Annotated in this window: 20 protein-coding genes and 1 tRNA gene; 7 read left to right on the plus strand and 14 right to left on the minus strand. The window is 69.9% G+C overall.

Going from position 1 to position 14,986, the window contains the following annotated elements:
- Positions 1–229 precede the first annotated feature (229 nt).
- Both JUB13_RS25945 and JUB13_RS25950 read left to right on the plus strand, forming a co-directional pair.
- Entirely contained in the window at positions 230–1,252 is a 1,023-nt protein-coding gene (locus tag JUB13_RS25945; RefSeq protein WP_207484283.1) for a PEP-CTERM sorting domain-containing protein, read from the plus strand.
- Positions 1,253–1,430: 178 nt separating this feature from the next.
- The gene (locus JUB13_RS25950; RefSeq protein WP_207484285.1) at positions 1,431–1,736 is read left to right on the plus strand and encodes an EthD family reductase; all 306 of its coding nucleotides are present in this window, start codon (positions 1,431–1,433) and stop codon (positions 1,734–1,736) included.
- A 70-nt stretch (positions 1,737–1,806) separates the two neighbouring features.
- Here the strand turns inward: JUB13_RS25950 and JUB13_RS25955 are convergent.
- Positions 1,807–1,893: transfer RNA gene (locus JUB13_RS25955), tRNA-Leu, on the minus strand.
- A gap of 134 nt (positions 1,894–2,027) precedes the next feature.
- On the opposite strand from JUB13_RS25955, the gene lipB reads away from it, so the two are divergent.
- Positions 2,028–2,699: a lipoyl(octanoyl) transferase LipB gene (lipB, locus tag JUB13_RS25960; RefSeq protein WP_407928180.1), complete on the plus strand. Its 672-nt coding sequence runs from the start codon at positions 2,028–2,030 to the stop codon at positions 2,697–2,699.
- Between the two features lie 27 nt (positions 2,700–2,726).
- On the opposite strand, the gene JUB13_RS25965 is transcribed toward lipB, so the two are convergent.
- From JUB13_RS25965 to JUB13_RS25980, 4 genes are all read right to left on the minus strand, one after another.
- Entirely contained in the window at positions 2,727–3,239 is a 513-nt protein-coding gene (locus tag JUB13_RS25965) for a hypothetical protein (RefSeq protein WP_207484289.1), read from the minus strand.
- Positions 3,236–3,793, minus strand: coding sequence for a hypothetical protein (locus tag JUB13_RS25970; protein ID WP_207484291.1), 558 nt, complete (start codon positions 3,791–3,793; stop codon positions 3,236–3,238). Before JUB13_RS25970 ends, JUB13_RS25965 begins: the two co-directional genes overlap by 4 nt.
- A gap of 108 nt (positions 3,794–3,901) precedes the next feature.
- Positions 3,902–4,180, minus strand: a complete 279-nt coding sequence (locus tag JUB13_RS25975; RefSeq protein WP_207484293.1) for an acylphosphatase — start codon at positions 4,178–4,180, stop codon at positions 3,902–3,904.
- A gap of 11 nt (positions 4,181–4,191) precedes the next feature.
- Positions 4,192–4,443 (minus strand): 2TM domain-containing protein, encoded by a 252-nt coding sequence (locus JUB13_RS25980; RefSeq protein ID WP_207484295.1) that lies wholly within the window; start codon positions 4,441–4,443, stop codon positions 4,192–4,194.
- Positions 4,444–4,544: 101 nt separating this feature from the next.
- Here JUB13_RS25980 and JUB13_RS25985 point away from each other — a divergent pair, with 101 nt between their 5' ends.
- On the plus strand, positions 4,545–4,754 hold the full coding sequence (locus JUB13_RS25985) for a hypothetical protein (RefSeq protein ID WP_207484297.1): 210 nt from the start codon (positions 4,545–4,547) through the stop codon (positions 4,752–4,754).
- Here JUB13_RS25985 and JUB13_RS25990 read toward each other — a convergent pair.
- The 6 genes from JUB13_RS25990 to JUB13_RS26015 form a co-directional block, all read right to left on the minus strand.
- Positions 4,723–5,028 carry an SCP2 sterol-binding domain-containing protein gene (locus tag JUB13_RS25990; protein WP_207484299.1) on the minus strand — a complete coding sequence of 102 codons (306 nt, stop codon included), beginning with the start codon at positions 5,026–5,028 and terminating at the stop codon, positions 4,723–4,725. The genes JUB13_RS25985 and JUB13_RS25990 overlap by 32 nt on opposite strands.
- 85 nt (positions 5,029–5,113) lie before the next feature.
- Positions 5,114–5,818: an ATP12 family chaperone protein gene (locus JUB13_RS25995; protein ID WP_207484301.1), complete on the minus strand. Its 705-nt coding sequence runs from the start codon at positions 5,816–5,818 to the stop codon at positions 5,114–5,116.
- Complete coding sequence (locus JUB13_RS26000; RefSeq protein ID WP_207484302.1) at positions 5,815–6,510, minus strand: HAD-IA family hydrolase; 696 nt, start codon at positions 6,508–6,510, stop codon at positions 5,815–5,817. Before JUB13_RS26000 ends, JUB13_RS25995 begins: the two co-directional genes overlap by 4 nt.
- 155 nt (positions 6,511–6,665) lie before the next feature.
- Positions 6,666–8,006: an LLM class flavin-dependent oxidoreductase gene (locus JUB13_RS26005; protein WP_207484304.1), complete on the minus strand. Its 1,341-nt coding sequence runs from the start codon at positions 8,004–8,006 to the stop codon at positions 6,666–6,668.
- 27 nt (positions 8,007–8,033) lie between these two features.
- Positions 8,034–8,639 (minus strand): nitroreductase family protein, encoded by a 606-nt coding sequence (locus tag JUB13_RS26010; protein ID WP_207484306.1) that lies wholly within the window; start codon positions 8,637–8,639, stop codon positions 8,034–8,036.
- A gap of 471 nt (positions 8,640–9,110) precedes the next feature.
- On the minus strand, positions 9,111–9,554 hold the full coding sequence (locus JUB13_RS26015) for a MarR family winged helix-turn-helix transcriptional regulator (RefSeq protein WP_328703024.1): 444 nt from the start codon (positions 9,552–9,554) through the stop codon (positions 9,111–9,113).
- 89 nt (positions 9,555–9,643) lie between these two features.
- Here JUB13_RS26015 and JUB13_RS26020 point away from each other — a divergent pair, with 89 nt between their 5' ends.
- Together JUB13_RS26020 and JUB13_RS26025 are read left to right on the plus strand one after the other, a co-directional pair.
- Complete coding sequence (locus JUB13_RS26020; RefSeq protein WP_207484310.1) at positions 9,644–11,152, plus strand: FAD-dependent oxidoreductase; 1,509 nt, start codon at positions 9,644–9,646, stop codon at positions 11,150–11,152.
- A 125-nt stretch (positions 11,153–11,277) separates the two neighbouring features.
- On the plus strand, positions 11,278–11,979 hold the full coding sequence (locus JUB13_RS26025) for an SDR family oxidoreductase (RefSeq protein WP_207484312.1): 702 nt from the start codon (positions 11,278–11,280) through the stop codon (positions 11,977–11,979).
- A gap of 48 nt (positions 11,980–12,027) precedes the next feature.
- Here JUB13_RS26025 and JUB13_RS26030 read toward each other — a convergent pair whose 3' ends face one another.
- Genes JUB13_RS26030 through JUB13_RS26040 form a run of 3 tightly spaced genes read right to left on the minus strand, consistent with a single transcriptional unit; the run spans position 12,028 to position 14,284 of the window.
- Entirely contained in the window at positions 12,028–13,005 is a 978-nt protein-coding gene (locus tag JUB13_RS26030; RefSeq protein WP_207484314.1) for an RluA family pseudouridine synthase, read from the minus strand.
- Positions 13,002–13,382, minus strand: coding sequence for a fluoride efflux transporter CrcB (gene crcB / locus JUB13_RS26035; RefSeq protein ID WP_207484316.1), 381 nt, complete (start codon positions 13,380–13,382; stop codon positions 13,002–13,004). The genes JUB13_RS26030 and crcB overlap by 4 nt, the downstream gene beginning before the upstream one ends.
- Positions 13,379–14,284, minus strand: a complete 906-nt coding sequence (locus tag JUB13_RS26040) for a hypothetical protein (protein ID WP_207484318.1) — start codon at positions 14,282–14,284, stop codon at positions 13,379–13,381. Before JUB13_RS26040 ends, crcB begins: the two co-directional genes overlap by 4 nt.
- A gap of 40 nt (positions 14,285–14,324) precedes the next feature.
- On the opposite strand from JUB13_RS26040, the gene JUB13_RS26045 reads away from it, so the two are divergent.
- On the plus strand, positions 14,325–14,786 hold the full coding sequence (locus JUB13_RS26045; RefSeq protein ID WP_207484320.1) for a MaoC family dehydratase: 462 nt from the start codon (positions 14,325–14,327) through the stop codon (positions 14,784–14,786).
- The last annotated feature ends 200 nt before the right edge of the window (positions 14,787–14,986 follow it).

The raw sequence follows: 14,986 nt of genomic DNA on the forward strand, positions 1-14,986 counted from the left end.
GGAACCCTGCGGGGGGCGGCGCTGCCAGCCCTGCCGACAGCCGGCGACGCCGGAGCCGGACGCCCGGCGATCCCGGCGATACCGAGAATCCGAGTCAAACCCCGAACGTGTAAAGCGCGGTGACGACGGGATTTTACCGGATTGCCGGGATTCCAGGGATTCCGGGACCTTTCGGGCGATGGCACGGGCCTTGCTTCCTCCCCGGCAACCTTTGGTGAGGAGAGCAAGTATGAAGGTCTCTGCGAAGTCTCTCGCGAGGCTTCTGCGCCCCGGCCTGACGGTGACGGGCTCGATCGCCCTGTCGCGGCAGGTGATGGTGGCAGGCCTCGCACTGGCCGGCAGCGCCGCCGTCGCCCTGCCGGCGCTGTCGGGCACCTATGCGAACATGGTGGTCTTCGGAAGCAGCTTCTCGGATATCGGGAACCTCGCGGCCTTCATGGGCGGCACGCTGACGCCCTCGGAAGCCAATGCGTCGAGCAGCGGCCCCGTCTCGGCCGAGTACCTGACGGCCGCGCTGGGCGCGGGCACCGCGTCGACGACCCCGTCCCTGCCGGAGGGCAGCTACGCGACGCCGATGGCCGCGACGGCCCAGCCGTCCCCGGCTCCCTCCAGCGGCAGCACGTCCTCGATCACCTATGCAGCGTATCCCGCCGCTCCGGCGATCACGGACGCCAACGCGCTCTACGCAATCTGGGCCTCCGCCGCCGAGACAGGCGGGACGCCGGCTCCGATGGAACGCCGGGCGGCGATGCAGACCGCGGGCCACGCCGTCGAGGATGCGGTCCAACAGCTGGGAAGCGAGCCGTCCTTCGCGCCGGACGTTCCCCGTTCCCTCGCGCTTCCGACGCCTGACCCCGAAGCGGCCCTGGACTGCGAGATCGAGAAGGCACGTGCGATCGAGGAAGGGACGGATCCGGCGGCGGCCTGCGCCGAGCCGAAGGACGTCGCCGAGGAGATCCCCGGCGAGGCGGGAGCCGAGCCGAACGTGATCGACACGGACAAGATCGTGAAGGAGGTCATCGCCGCGGACCGGCCCGCCGCGCCGCCGCCATCCACCGGCGAACAGGGCACGCCCCAGACCGTCCCCGAGCAGATCGCGGAGTTGCCGGCCGCCGGAGGCCAGCCGGGCGCCGCGCCGGCCATCCCCGAGACGGAGACCTCGGGCAGCACTCCGGTTCCCGAGCCCGCGACGCTCGCCCTGCTCGGCTTCGGCCTGGCCGGCGTCGCCGCGGTGCGCCGGCGCCGCGCCTGAGGACTGAAGCGACACGAACGGACAGCGACCATGGCAGGCCGGCGCCACGCGGCGCCGGCCTTTTCTCCTTGGGCGAGATCCCGAGGGCGAGGCTGGCGCGGAACCCGTCCCATCGGCCAATTGGCAGGGCCTGGAACCGGTGGAATCCTTCCCCGGCAATGACAAAGGGGAGGACACCATGATTCTCGTCAGCGTTCTCTATCCGAACACGCCGGGCTCGCGGTTCGACCACGACTATTATGTCCGCACGCACATCCCGCTGGTGCGCGAGCGCTTCGGCCCCTTCGGCCTCGAGGACGTGCAGATCCTGAAGGGCGTCGGGACGGATGGAGGCCCGCCCTTCCAGGTCATCGCCCTGCTCCGCTTCCAGTCATTGGATGGGCTGCAGAAGGCCCTGGCAGCGCATGGTGACGAGGTCGTCGGCGACGTCGCGAACTTCACCGACGTGCAGCCCCAGATCCAGCCCAACGAGCCATTCGGCTGAACACGCCGCGGCGCCACCGGCGCCGGAACGGAAAAGGGCGCCGTTCCCGCAGGATCGGCGCCCTTTTCGATGGTGCGGTCGAGAAGACTCGAACTTCCACGGCCTCTCGGCCACAGCGACCTCAACGCTGCGCGTCTACCAGTTCCGCCACGACCGCATCCTGGCGAACCGCTCGGCGGACCGGAAGGCCCTTGCGCCGTGCGTTGGCGGGGTATAGCGAATCCCCTCCGCCCGATCAAGGGCGGAATGCCCCGCCAGGGGGCGACCTTCAACCGAGGTCCGATGACTGAGATCGCGTGGCGGATCACCGACGGGACCGTCCCCTATCCCGAGGCGCTGGCCGAGATGGACGCGCTGGTCGCGGGGATACGCGCCGGCACCGCGCCCGAGACCGTCTGGCTGCTGGAGCACCCGCCACTCTATACGGCCGGCACTTCGGCACGCCCCGGCGACCTCCTGACCCCAGACCGCTTCCCTGTCTACGACGCCGGGCGCGGCGGCCAATACACCTATCACGGGCCCGGCCAGCGGGTGGCCTATGTGATGCTGGACCTCAAGCGCCGGCAACCCGACATCCGCGCCTTCGTCCGCGGTCTCGAGGAATGGCTGATCCGCACGCTCGCGCGGTTCAACGTGCGCGGCGAGCGGCGCGAGGGCCGCGTCGGAATCTGGGTCGACGGCGCGGCCTATGGCCGCCCCGGCTGCGAGGACAAGATCGCCGCGATCGGCGTGCGCGTGCGGCATTGGGTGACATTCCACGGCGTGTCGCTGAACGTCGATCCGGACCTGTCGCATTTTGCGGGGATCGTCCCGTGCGGCATCAGCGAGCACGGCGTCACCAGCCTGCATGCGCTCGGGCAGCACGTCGCAATGCACGAGGTGGACATGGCCCTGCGGGCCGCCTGGGGCGATGTCTTCGAGGCCGCGGCGCAGCCATTGGCCCTGGCGCGCGCCGCCGGCTGAGCGCGGCAGGGCGGCGGGAGCCCGCCTTCAGAAGCTCGCCGGCTTTACCTGGGTCACGCGGTATCCGAGAACGCCGGGAAAGCGCATATCCGCACGCTGCTTGGCGATCTTCTCGCTTTCCGCGACGAGCGCATAGCGGCGGCCGGTGGACCAGCTCCGCGCGAAGGCGTCGACTTGGTGCCGGGTCAAGCCCTCGTGCGCGACGCCGATCTCCCAGATGCGGCGGCTGCGCGCGGTGTTGCGATCGGCGACGTAGACCTTCTCGCGCGGCGCGGCGAGCAGGCGCTCCAGCGCGGCCGCCAGATCCTCGGCCTCGCGCGTCATGGAGGTTGCCTCCTCCTGGTACCGGTTCGCCGTCTCCTCGGCGTTCCTGGTCGAGAGCACCAGGTCCTCGGAGCGGCGGGCGACGAAGGCGCGGGCGGTCTCGATCTCGCGTAGCGCCCTCCGCAGCTCGGCCGAGCCGCTGTCGGCGCGCACCAGCACCTGGTGCGACGCGACGATGAACCCGACGATCACGATGACCAGCGCCACGGCGATCAAGAGACGACCTCCTCCGCGGCGCGCGCGACCTCTGCGCCCCTCATGGCGCCCCGGGCGACGCCCGTGCTCGGCGGGAAGGCCTTGCCGAGCAGTTCGGCCGCCGCCTCGGCGGACGGTGCCCAGACCTCCGCCACATTCCGCCGCCGCCAGATCTCGGGGCTGAAGGGGCAGTCGTCCGGGCGGTCCTCCAGAAAGGTCCTGTCGATGCCGAGCTCGAAGCGGAACAGGCGGTCGCGGGGCGATGGCTCGCTCAGCTCGTGCACGAACTCGATCCGGTCCTGCTTGGCCGCAGCCATCCTGCGCTTCAGGTCCTCCAGCCGCTCATGGGCGCGCTGGCGCTGGAGCCGGCGCTCGGCGACCATGCGGTTCTTCTCGTCGAGCGTCTCCTTGAGCCCGCCGAGCGCGGCCGCCTCCTCGCTCCGGCGCTCGCTGGCGGCGTCGACCGCGCGGCGCATCATGGCCGCGCGCACCAGGCCGTAGGCAACCACCGCGACGAACCCGCCCGTGCTGAGCAGGCTCATGACGATCAGCGGTAGCGTGAAGGCATTGCCCAATGGACGGTCTTCCCGGTCGGCCTGACTGTCAGGAAATTATCGTAAAAGCCTCGCGACGGCAATCATCCCGCGACTCGTTGCGGGATCGCGGCGAATGACGAGGCGCCGTCACGCCGTCGGGAGCTGGGCAAATCCCCCGGGTCCGGGATCGTCCGCGGGTTCCGCCACGACATCCATGACCCTGGCCGCCGGCGGTCCGGAGCGACAGGCCTCGACCAGGGCATCGACCTCGGCGGGGTCGCCCGCGACCACTGCCTCGACGCTGCCATCGCTGCGGTTCCTGACCCATCCGTCGAGGCCGCGCCCCGCCGCCTGCTCGACGGTCCATCCGCGGTACCAGACGCCCTGGACCCGCCCGGTGACGACGATCCTGACCGCCTTGCGCATGGCACTCCTCCCTACTGGCCCGAACGCCCGAAAAGCCCCATCGCGAAGGCCGCGTGGATGGCCAGCGGCGCGCCCCATCCGACCATCGGGAACAGGAACCAGGGGTATTCCGGCGTCGTCAGCACATTGAGCGGTACCAGCAGGACCATGACGGCGAAATAGACCAGCAGATGGGTGCCGAAGCCACGCAGGCGCCGCCGCTGGAAGTCACGTTCGCCATCCTGATCGACGTCCGGGCGGGGCTCATCGGTGGGACCGCTCAATTTTTCCCCCTTCCCTTCCGGCGCAATCCATCGGAGCATTCCCCGGGGCCCGCATGGCGACGGATCATCGGATCGTATGCCGGGCCCTTCCAGGAGGCGCAATGTTCTTCATGCTCGCCGGCACCGTCGTCTGCATCGTCCTCTTCCAGGCTGCCGCGTCGCTCGGGCTCCATGATGCGCTGATGATGGCGCTGCCCCCGATCGTCCTTGCCACCGCGCTGCCGCTGGCGCTCCGCTTTGGGCAGATGACGCGCCGGGTTCCCGTCCGGGCCCGCCGGGTCAATCGTCCTCGAGCAGACCCGCGAGCTTGAGCGCCAGGCCCATCGATCCCTGCACCTTCAGCCGGCCGGTGGCGAAGGCCATCGTTGGGTTCAGCTGACCGCTGATCATTTTGTCGAAGTTCTCCAGGGTCATCCGGATCGTCGTGTCCGGAGTCCCTTCGCCGCGCGTCAGCGTGGCCGGCGTTCGCGTCGCGTCCAGGAAAAGGCTGCCCTGGTCGCCGAAATCGAACCGCGCCCTGGCACCAAACGTCCGGAAATGCGGCAGCCTTGGCTTCATCTTCGCTTCGAGCTGATCCAGCGTCACCCTTGTCTCCCTCAAAAGTTTCCGCTTACGTAAACGTAAGCTCTAGCCCCGTCGTTCACGAGCCGCAAGAGCGGGACGCACGCTGCTAGAGGCCCGGGGCCAGCAGGTCGAGGAAGCGGCGCGCCGCCGCGATGTCCTGGCGAAGCGCGGCTCGGCGCCCGGCGGCCTCGGCGTCCTCGCCCCACTGCTCGATCTGGAAGGTCTCGTCGAGCTGCGAGGCCTCGTAAGTCTCCTCGGCCGTCAGCCGGCGCTCGAGCAGAGCCAGCCCCAGGACCAGCGATCCGCTGGCGGCGACCGCGGCCTGCAACCCCGAAAGAGTGAAGTCGTCCAGCGCCTCGACGGCACGGCGGAGCGCGCGGCAGGCGTCCGGCGACTGGGGCTTCGGCATCACGCCCGACCCGGGCACGAGCGGCGCGTCGTACTGCAGCGCCACCCAGTCGAGGATCGGCTGCCAGATCCTGCCCTGGCGCTCCACCAGGGTTCGCTGGTGGGGCTCCGCCCAATGGCAGAGGAGATCGGTCTCGGCGTATTTGGCGACGCCCGCCACGATATCGGCGCGCTGTGCCCGGACCCGATCGATCGCGGTGCTCGCGAGCTGCGTCATGGGCATGGTCTCGGGCCTGATCTCGTCGGCCTGGGCATCCCATTCGGCGGCGATGGCCTCGGCCAGCGCCCGTGACCGCACGACCAGCGGCGCCCGCGCGGGCGTGCGCAGGGGGCGGCCATCCAGATGGATCTCGCAGCCCTCCGGCATCTCGGCGACGGAGACGTTCTTGTAGACGCGCTTCATTCCTTCGATCCCAGATCCTCGGTCGCGGCCAGCACCGTCGCGATGGCGTCGGGCACCTCGGCCCAGTCGGCGCAGACGCGCTGCGCCCCCGCGGTCCAGAGCTCCGACGGTTCATGATATCCCCAGGCGACGCCGACCGCGCCGACCCGGGCATTGCGTGCCATGTGCATGTCGTAAGTCGTGTCGCCGATTACCAGGGTGGCCCAGGGCTCGGCCCCGGTTTCGGCCATGGCGCGGTTGACCATATCGGGATGCGGCTTCCCTGGGCCCAGATCGGCGGTCTGCAGCGTCACGAAACGATGCAGGAGCCCGTGATGCTCGAGCGTCGCGAGAAGGCCCCGCCGCGACTTGCCCGTGGCGATTCCCATCAGGATCCCCGACGCCTCGACCCGGTCCAGCGCTTCGCGGAGGCCCGGGAACAGCGGCTCCGGCAGGTCGCCGCGCTCGCGCCGCGCGCGGAAGGCGTCCTTGTAATGCAAGGCGATCCGCTCGTGCAGCGCCGCGTCGCCCAGTGGCAGGAGCTGCGCGGCCGCCTCCACCAGCGGCAGACCGACCAGGCGGCGCACCGCGGCGGGATCCGGATCGCCCAGCCCCTCAGCCCTCCAGGCGTCGGTCATCGATGCGACGATGGCGTGCTGGCTGTCGACCAGGGTACCATCGCAGTCGAAGAGCGCAAGGCGCAGATCCGTCATCCATTCCCCCGATGCGGCCGAAGAACCGGCAAGCAGCGAGTATGGGCAAGCGGACGCGAAAGCAAGTCTCTCCGGCACCGGTATGCCATTCCCGGTCCGGTGGGCTCGGGCGCGGATTACCGCCTTCGTACGCTGTCCCCGACGGGCGGAGGCCGTCAGGCACCGGCGGTATGGTGCGGCGCGGCGAAGAACCTGTTCGCCGGCCGCGGCAGGCCGAGGTGGTCGCGCAAGGTGGTGCCTTCGTACTCCGTACGGAACAGCTTCCGACTCTGCAGCTCCGGCACCACCCGGTCGACGAAGTCGACCAGCCCGGCCGGCAGGAACGAGAACATGATGTTGAACCCGTCGGCACCTCCGGTCTCGAGCCATTCCTCCATCTCGTCGGCGATCGTCCGCGGCGTCCCGACGAAGGTCTTTCCGGCATAGCCGCCCAGACGCTGGGCGAGCTGGCGGATGGTCAGGCCCTCGCTCCGGGCGAGCGCGATGGCGCGCTCCCGGCCGCTCTTGCCGGCGTTGGTCTCAGGAATGTCGGGCAGCGGCCCGTCGGGGTCGTAGCCCGACACGTCGTGGCCGAGCGCGATCGACAGCGACGCGATGGCACTCGCGGCATGAACGAGGCTGTCCAGCTTCGCGTGCCTGGCCCTGGCCTCCTCCACCGTGTCGCCGATCACGACGAGGGCGCCCGGCAGGATCTTCAGGCTATCGCGCGGGCGCCCCAGCCGGTCCAGGCGCCCCTTCACGTCGGCATAGAAGCGCTGCGCCTCGGCCAAGGTCGAGCTCGCGGCGAAGACGACCTCGGCGGTCTCTGCGGCGAGCTGACGGCCGGACTCCGAGGCGCCGGCCTGGACGATGACCGGCCAGCCCTGCACCGGCCGCGCGATGTTGAGCGGGCCGCGCACCGACAGGAACTCGCCCTTGTGGTCGAGCACGTGGAGCTTGTCGGGGTCGAAGAACAGGCCGCTCTCCTGGTCGCGCAGGAAGGCGTCGTCGGCCCAGCTGTCCCACAGGCCCGTCACCACGTCGTAGAACTCACGGGCTCTGCGGTAGCGCTCGCCGTGTTCCATATGGTCGTCGCGCCCGAAGTTCAGCGCGGCATCGGGATTGGCGGTGGTGACGATGTTCCAGCCGGCGCGGCCGCCCGAGATGTGGTCGAGCGAGGCGAAACGGCGGGCGACGTGGTAGGGCTCGTCGAAGGTCGTCGAGGCCGTCGCGACGAGACCGATCCGCTCGGTCAGCACGGCCAGGGCCGAAAGCAGCGTGAACGGCTCGAAGGAGGTCGGCGTGTGGCTGCGCTTCAGCGCCTCGACCGGCATGTTCAGCACGGCCAGATGGTCGGCCATGAAGAAGGCATCGAACTTGCCGGCCTCCAGCTTGCGGGCGAAATCCCGGAGGTGGCCGAAATTGAAGTTGGCGTCTGCGTACGCTCCGGGATAGCGCCATGCGCCCGTGTGGATGGTCGCTGGCCGCATGAAGGCGCCGAGATGAAGCTGTCTCATCGGATCCTCTCCGTCGGTCGCAGGCGCTCAGGCCGAGCCCGGAAACCCGCCTTCGAAAAACGTTTCGCCAATCGGCCTTCGCCCGCTGGGCGCCTCGCCGGCATGATAGCTCTCGGGCAGGATCGACTTGTCGCCGTGCCGGCCGATTGCGATCGCGGCGTCGACATGGTGGTCGTCCGGCACGTTCAGTACGCTGCGCGCGCGCTCGGCATCGAACCCGCTCATGCCGTGGGCGTGCCAGCCGAGCCGGGTCGCCTGCAGGGCGAGGTTGGCCCAGGCGGCACCGGTGTCGAAGGAATGGGTGCGCACGCTCACGACCTCCCCCCGGCCCGGCCGCACGAAGGTCTTGGCCGAGACCGCGACGATCAGCACCGCGGCGTTCTTCGCCCAGCGCTGGTTGTACTCGATCAGCAGGTCCAGGAAGGTCGCGAAAGCCTCGGTGTTCCGGCGCGCATACAGGAAGCGCCAGGGCTGGGCGTTGTAGGCCGAGGGCGCCCATCGGGCCGCCTCGAATATGGTGTCGAGCTCGCCCCGGGGGATCTCCTCCCCCGTGAAGGCGCGGGGCGACCATCGCTCGAGGAAGATCGGATCGACGGGATGATCGGCCCTTCGGGCTTCCGGTTTCGTGCTCATCGGCGGGACATCCATGGTGTGGGGTCGTATTCCGGTCACCCGCCGAAAGAACGCGGCGGCTGCGGCAACGCGTCGCCAGGATCATCGATCTCGTCGCGACCGCGGAAGCCGCAACGGCTCGCGCCCTGCGTGGTGGCCTGGATGTTGGTTTGCGTCCGGGTCAGCTCGACCCTGTCATCGGAGCCTTCGCGGAAGGTGGAGGCCCTGTCGCAGGACAGCGGATGGCCGGTCCCGCCGGGCACTGGGCGGCCGCGCCACGCCCTGCGCAAGAATGGAATCTGGATCCGCAAGAACCTGCGCCAATCCCTGTACGAAGTTACCATCGAGAGTCACGAATATAGGGCGCAGGGTCAACGAAAATGATTTTCCCTACGAATGGACGATCTTGAAAACTCATGCTCCAGTGGCCGCCGAGGCGAGTGTTTTCTACCATGCATCTGGCACGGCACGGCAGGCCAACGAGCCAGCCGGCTAATCCGGCGTGCCGGGCATCGCGGTCATCGCGTCCGCCAGCTTCCGCATCAGCCGCACCAGCTCGTCGAAGTCGTGCTGGCTCCACTCCTTGAAGAGCGAAAGGGCCATGCGCTCCCGCGCGGCATCCAGCGCATCGGTCGCCTTCTTGCCCGACGGCGTGATGACCGCTTCGCGCATGCGCCGGTCGGCCGCGCTGGCCCGGCGGCTGACCAGCCCGAGCTCCTCCAGCCGCGCGACCTGCCGGCTGACCGTGGTGTAGTCGCGCCCCACCCGGCCCGCGAGATCGACGACCCCGATCGGGCCCAGCCGTTCGATCAGGACAAGGAGCGGGAACAGGGCCCGTTCCAGCGCGAGCCCTGCCATCTCCAGCAGTTCCACGTCGCGCTCGGGGCGGTTCATCACGCTGACGAGATCGAGCAGCGACCGGTGCAGCTCCGGCACCGACGCGGATATGCGTGTATTTTGCACCTTTTCCTTTGACATCCATCCCCCGCGGGTCATTATGTGCATTATACACATATGAGGGTGTCATGGAAGCTCATCGGCCAATTGAGGTCCTGATCTGCGGCGCAGGGCCGTCCGGACTGACTCTTGCGATCGATCTTGCCCGGCGCGGCGTCTCGTTCCGGCTGATAGACAAGCTGGCGGCACCGTTCGCCGGCTCGCGCGGCAAGGGCATTCAGCCCCGGACGCAGGAGGTGTTCGAAGATCTCGGCGTCCTCGACCGCATCGCGGCCGTGGGCGGCCATTACCCGCCCCAGCACGAATATCGCCCCGATGGCAGCTCCTTCGAGGCACGGAACTTCGTCGCCGGCCCTCCGACCGTCCGGGAGCCTTACCCTGCACCGCTCCTCGTCCCGCAGTTCCGGACCGAGGCCGTCCTGCGCGAGCGGCTCGCGGAGTTCGGCTTTGCGCCCGAATATGGGCGCGAGCTGACAGGCTTCGAGCAGGACGCCGAAGGTGTCACCGTGCAGGTCCGCGGGCCGCACGGGATCGAAACGATCCGCTGCGCCTACCTCGTCGGCGGCGATGGCGGCCGCTCCTTCATCCGACTGGCCCTGCAGATCGGCTTCCCGGGCAGGACGCTGGGGGTGCGGGCGATCGTCGCGGACATCCGGGCCGACGGCCTGACGCGCGATTCCTGGCACGAGTTCAACCACGGCGACCTGGAGCGGCAGCTCTCCTTCTGCCCCTTGCCGCACACGGACCTGTTCCAGCTCCAGGCGCCGATACCGCTGGCGGGCGACGTGGATCTCTCGCCTGCCGGCCTCCAGGCCTTCATCGACGCGCGCCTGCCCGGCGTCCGCATCGTTGTGCGGGGCGTCTCCTGGGCCTCGGCCTACAGCATGAGCGCCAGGCTTGCCGATCGCTACAGGGTTCGCCGCGTCTTCCTGATGGGCGACGCCGCTCATGTGCATCCGCCGACGGGCGGCCAGGGCCTCAACACGAGCGTGCAGGACGCCTACAATCTCGGCTGGAAACTCGACGCGGTGCTGGCGGGCGCACCCGACACCCTGCTCGACACCTACGAGGAGGAGCGCCGGCCGATCGCGGCCGCCATGCTCGGCCTTTCCACGAACCTTCTCGACAGGGCGAAGCAGGGCGACATGCGGCGCGGCCGCGACGTGCTTCAGCTCGACCTCAGCTATGCCGCATCGTCCCTGTCGCTTGATCTGCCTGTCCGGCATGCCGGCGTGAAGCCCGGCGATCGGGCGCCTGACGCGACGCTGCGGGGCGCGGGCGGCCAGCCGCGGCGGCTGTTCGACCTTTTCCAGGGGCCACACTGGACGCTGATCGGCTTCGGCGCGGATCCCGCCAGCTTGCCGGCGGCGGGGCGGAGGCTGCACGTTCACGGGATCGGCTCCGACGGCGAGTTCAGGGATGTCGAGGGCCATTTCGGCCGGATCTACAGCCTGTCCCGGGGCGATCTGATGCTCGTCCGGCCCGACGGCTATGTCGGCGCCCTGGCCGGCGCCGCCGATGCCGGCCGGATCGCGGACCATCTGGCCGGCATGGGTGCCCTCGGACGGGGCGCATAGAGGCCTCCGGCAAGCAGGACGGGCCTTCGGGGCCGAACATCGGCATGGTCCGATCGCCGTTTCGATGCCATACGACATGGCTGGTGGAGCGGCCGGTCGCTCCGACAGGCGAAGGCGGACAGGTCATGGATGAAAAGGTTGCCATCATCGCTGCCGGCGGCAGCGGCATGGGCGCTGCCGCGGCGCGCCGGCTCGCGGCGGACGGGTTGAAGGTCGCGGTCCTGTCATCCTCCGGCAAGGGCGAGACCTTGGCCAAGGAGCTTGGCGGCATCGGCGTGACGGGGTCGAACCAGTCCAGCGACGACCTGAAGCGTCTGGTCGACGAGACGATGGCCCGGTGGGGCCGGATCGACGTGCTGGTCAACAGCGCCGGCCACGGTCCGCGTGCCGACATCCTGGACATCACCGACGAGGACTGGCACCGCGGGATCGAGGTCTACTTCCTCAACGTGGTCCGCGCGACCCGGCTCGTGGCCCCGATCATGGTGGCGCAGAAGTCCGGCTCCATCATCAACATCTCCACGGCCTGGGCGTTCGAGCCCAGCGCGATGTTCCCGACCTCCGCCGTCGCGCGCGCCGGCCTTGCCGCCTACACCAAGATCTTCGCGGACCGGTATGCGGCCGACAACGTGCGCATGAACAACGTCCTGCCCGGCTGGATCGACAGCCTGCCCGCGACCGATGAGCGTCGCCAAGGAGTGCCCATGGGACGCTACGGGCGAAGCGAGGAAATCGCCGCGACCATCGCTTTCCTCGCCTCGGAGGGGGCCGGCTACATCACCGGACAGAACATCCGGGTGGACGGCGGCCTCATGCGGTCGGTGTGACGGTCACGGGCTCCGCGGCCGTATCGGCCGCGGGGCTATCTGGCGGGGCTACTTGTAGGAGGCGAAGGGGTCGCCATCGTCCTCGCCGTCGAAGCCGAAATAGCTCCAGGTCGCGCGCATGTGCGGGGGCAACGGCGCGGTGACGTCGATCCGCCCGCCCTTGCGGGGATGGGGCAGGATGATGCGGCGTGCATGCAGGTGGATCTGCTTCGGGACCTCGGCCCCGGAAATGAAGGCGCCTTCGCCGCCATACTTGCCGTCGCCGAGGATCGGCGTGCCGATCGCGGCCATGTGGACGCGGAGCTGGTGGGTGCGCCCCGTCAGCGGCCACAGGGCGACCCAGGCGGCGCGCTTGCCCGCCGCCTCGATCACCTGATAGAGGCTGACGGCCCGCCTTCCCTCCTCGGCGCCGGCGGCGACGCGCTCGCCCTGGGGGCCGGCCTCCTTGGCGAGCGGCGCGTCGATCTTGCCCTGGAGCGGCTTGGGCACACCGGCCGTGACGGCCCAGTAGTATTTGCGCGCGTCCTTGCCGCGGAAGGTCTCGGCCAGGCGTGCGGCGGCGAAGGCGCTGCGCGCCAGCAGCAGCACACCGCTCGTGTCCTTGTCCAGCCGATGGACGAGGCGCGGGCGCTCCGCCGCATCGAAGCGCAGCGCATCGAGCATGCCGTCGAGGTGCCGGGCCGTGTTCGTGCCGCCCTGGACCGCCAGCCCGGCAGGTTTGTCGAGCGCGATCACGTCCTCGTCCCGGAACAGGACGAGGGAGCGCAGCCAGGCGGCGTCCCGCTCGCTCACGCGCGGGGCCGCGGGCGCCGCGGGCTCGGCCGTCACGGGGGGGACGCGCACGGACTGGCCGGCCTCGAGCCGGGTCGCCGCCTTGGCGCGCTTGCCGTCCACGCGCACCTGGCCGGTCCGCAGGAGCTTTTCCAGATGGCCGTGGCCGATCTGCGGAAAGTGCCGCTTGAACCAGCGGTCCAGGCGGATCTCCGCCTCGTCCGCCGCGACGACCAGGGTTCTGACCTCGTTCACGAACCGCCCATCCTCACCAGCCACATCCCCACGAACAGCCCGACGACCGACAGGATCATGGAGGCAAGGGTATAGACCGCCGCCGCGCCGAAGTCGCCCCGCTCGATCATCAGGCCGAGGTCGAGCGAGAAGGTCGAGAAGGTCGTGAAGCCGCCGAGGATGCCCGTCGCCAGGAACGCGCGGAGCTCGGCGGGCGGCTGCCAGACCAGGGTTCCCAACCCCGCGACCACGCCCATCAGGAAGGAGCCGACGACGTTCACCGCCAGCGTCCCGTAGGGAAAGCCGGGACCGAGCCAGAGCAGCGCCGCCACGCCCACGAGGTACCGCGCAACGGACCCAATCGCCCCGCCGGCCGCAACTGCCAGCACCGTGCTCATGACGCGCCCTTCTCCCCCGTTGCGCCGCCGCCTCCGCCGGCGCCGATGCCGACGCCGAAGATCCAACCTTCGCGGCGCACATCCCCCGCGTCCAGCCCGCGGGGACGCCAGACCCTGGAGTCTCCCGCCAGGAGCCGGAGGCCCGCTGCCGATACGAGGGCATCGGCCTCATGGTCGTCGAACCGGTCGCCCAGCCCTGCGGCTTCCGCGCCGAGCGCGGCCAGGCACCGGTCGAGATCCGCGCTGCTGCGCACCTTCCCGTTGCCGTGCCCCGCGCGCCGGAGGAACAGGCGCGGATAAATCTCGACGCAGACGGTTGCGCCCGGCCGGGGCTCCTGCATGGGCCAGAATGCGATCCGTCCGTCACTGCGGGCGCGCAGGTGGTGCAGGACCCGCATTCCCGCCAGGGCGCCGCGCCCGACCTGCTTGCTGCCGATCAGATGATAGGGACTCTGGGGCCTGCCGAGCCCCTCCGCCGCGCAGGCGAGCTCAGTTGCCCGCCGCACCTCGACATAGCTGTCCGGTCGGGCGCCGCTGATCCAGAAATCCCCGGGGTGGCGCTCGACATAGGGGCTGCCAAGGAAATCGGGCGCGCCCGCCGCGGCCTCATCGACCGCGGCCCAGAGATCGAAGGCGCCGGCGCCCTGCCGGGCGAGGTGGCGCCCAGCCTTGGCGAAGGGCAGCGAGAAGGCCATGTCGAAGCCAATGAGCGCAGGGCCGTCGTCCAGCCTTCGCAGGATCCACTCGGCCACGGCGGTCCGGGTCCAGCGGGTCCCATCGGGCGGGACGAGACGCGGAGCGTCGCGGCCGGGCCGGCACTCGGCCAAGGCGACGCCCCGGTAGCCGGGGCCGCGGGCTCCCGACCAGTCGATGGCGACGTAACGCTGAAAGACGGGCATCATGGGGCGACTTACCACGCCCCGCCTGCAACCAGGAACACCCATGACGCAGTTCCGCCACCTCGAGGACTTCGCGCCCGGGCAGCGATTCGAGAACGGCAGCATCACACTGGACGAGGCGGCGATGATCGCCTTCGCCCAGCAGTTCGACCCTCAGCCCTTCCACACCGAACCAGAGGCGGCGGAGCGGAGCTTCTTCAAGGGGCTGGCGGCCAGTGGATGGCACACGGCCGCCGCGACGATGCGTCTGTTCCTGGGCGCCGGGCTCAACGTCGCATGGGGCCTGATCGGCCGGCAGGTCGAGACGCTGGAATGGCCGCGCCCGACACGGCCGGGCGACACGCTGCGCATCGCCTGCGAGGTTCTGGAAGTGCGGGCTTCCCGCTCGAGGCCCGAGATGGGCATCGTCCGGATCCGGACCGAGACCTTCAACCAGCGGGACGAGATCGTCCAGCGGATGGTGACGGCCATCGTGGTGCCGGTCAAGGCCACGGCCGGCGGCTGAGGGGTGGTGCATCCGCCGCAGGATCGGCCACCGGCAGTCCGCCGTAAACCGGCAATGGCCGGTTCGCGGCGCCTGGTCCTCAGCCCTCGGCTGGCGCCTTCAACTGGCGCCCGTCAGTTGGCATTGGTCATGTCGAAGTCGGTCCCACCGAAGGCCGTCTCGGCCTGCACCGGCACGCTGTCCGCACCGCCGACGCTGGG

Source organism: Arenibaculum pallidiluteum (genome assembly GCF_017355985.1).
Lineage (GTDB): Bacteria > Pseudomonadota > Alphaproteobacteria > Azospirillales > Azospirillaceae > Arenibaculum > Arenibaculum pallidiluteum.

Coding starts and splice junctions, on each gene's coding strand:
- JUB13_RS25950 (WP_207484285.1), top strand. CDS start 1,431: ATGATTCTCGTCAGCGTTCTCTATCCGAACACGCCGGGCTCGCGGTTC.
- JUB13_RS26040 (WP_207484318.1), bottom strand. CDS start 14,284: ATGATGCCCGTCTTTCAGCGTTACGTCGCCATCGACTGGTCGGGAGCC.
- JUB13_RS25945 (WP_207484283.1), top strand. CDS start 230: ATGAAGGTCTCTGCGAAGTCTCTCGCGAGGCTTCTGCGCCCCGGCCTG.
- JUB13_RS26005 (WP_207484304.1), bottom strand. CDS start 8,006: ATGAGACAGCTTCATCTCGGCGCCTTCATGCGGCCAGCGACCATCCAC.
- JUB13_RS26000 (WP_207484302.1), bottom strand. CDS start 6,510: ATGACGGATCTGCGCCTTGCGCTCTTCGACTGCGATGGTACCCTGGTC.
- JUB13_RS26010 (WP_207484306.1), bottom strand. CDS start 8,639: ATGAGCACGAAACCGGAAGCCCGAAGGGCCGATCATCCCGTCGATCCG.
- JUB13_RS26045 (WP_207484320.1), top strand. CDS start 14,325: ATGACGCAGTTCCGCCACCTCGAGGACTTCGCGCCCGGGCAGCGATTC.
- JUB13_RS25995 (WP_207484301.1), bottom strand. CDS start 5,818: ATGAAGCGCGTCTACAAGAACGTCTCCGTCGCCGAGATGCCGGAGGGC.
- JUB13_RS26025 (WP_207484312.1), top strand. CDS start 11,278: ATGGATGAAAAGGTTGCCATCATCGCTGCCGGCGGCAGCGGCATGGGC.
- JUB13_RS25985 (WP_207484297.1), top strand. CDS start 4,545: ATGTTCTTCATGCTCGCCGGCACCGTCGTCTGCATCGTCCTCTTCCAG.
- crcB (WP_207484316.1), bottom strand. CDS start 13,382: ATGAGCACGGTGCTGGCAGTTGCGGCCGGCGGGGCGATTGGGTCCGTT.
- JUB13_RS26020 (WP_207484310.1), top strand. CDS start 9,644: ATGGAAGCTCATCGGCCAATTGAGGTCCTGATCTGCGGCGCAGGGCCG.
- JUB13_RS25975 (WP_207484293.1), bottom strand. CDS start 4,180: ATGCGCAAGGCGGTCAGGATCGTCGTCACCGGGCGGGTCCAGGGCGTC.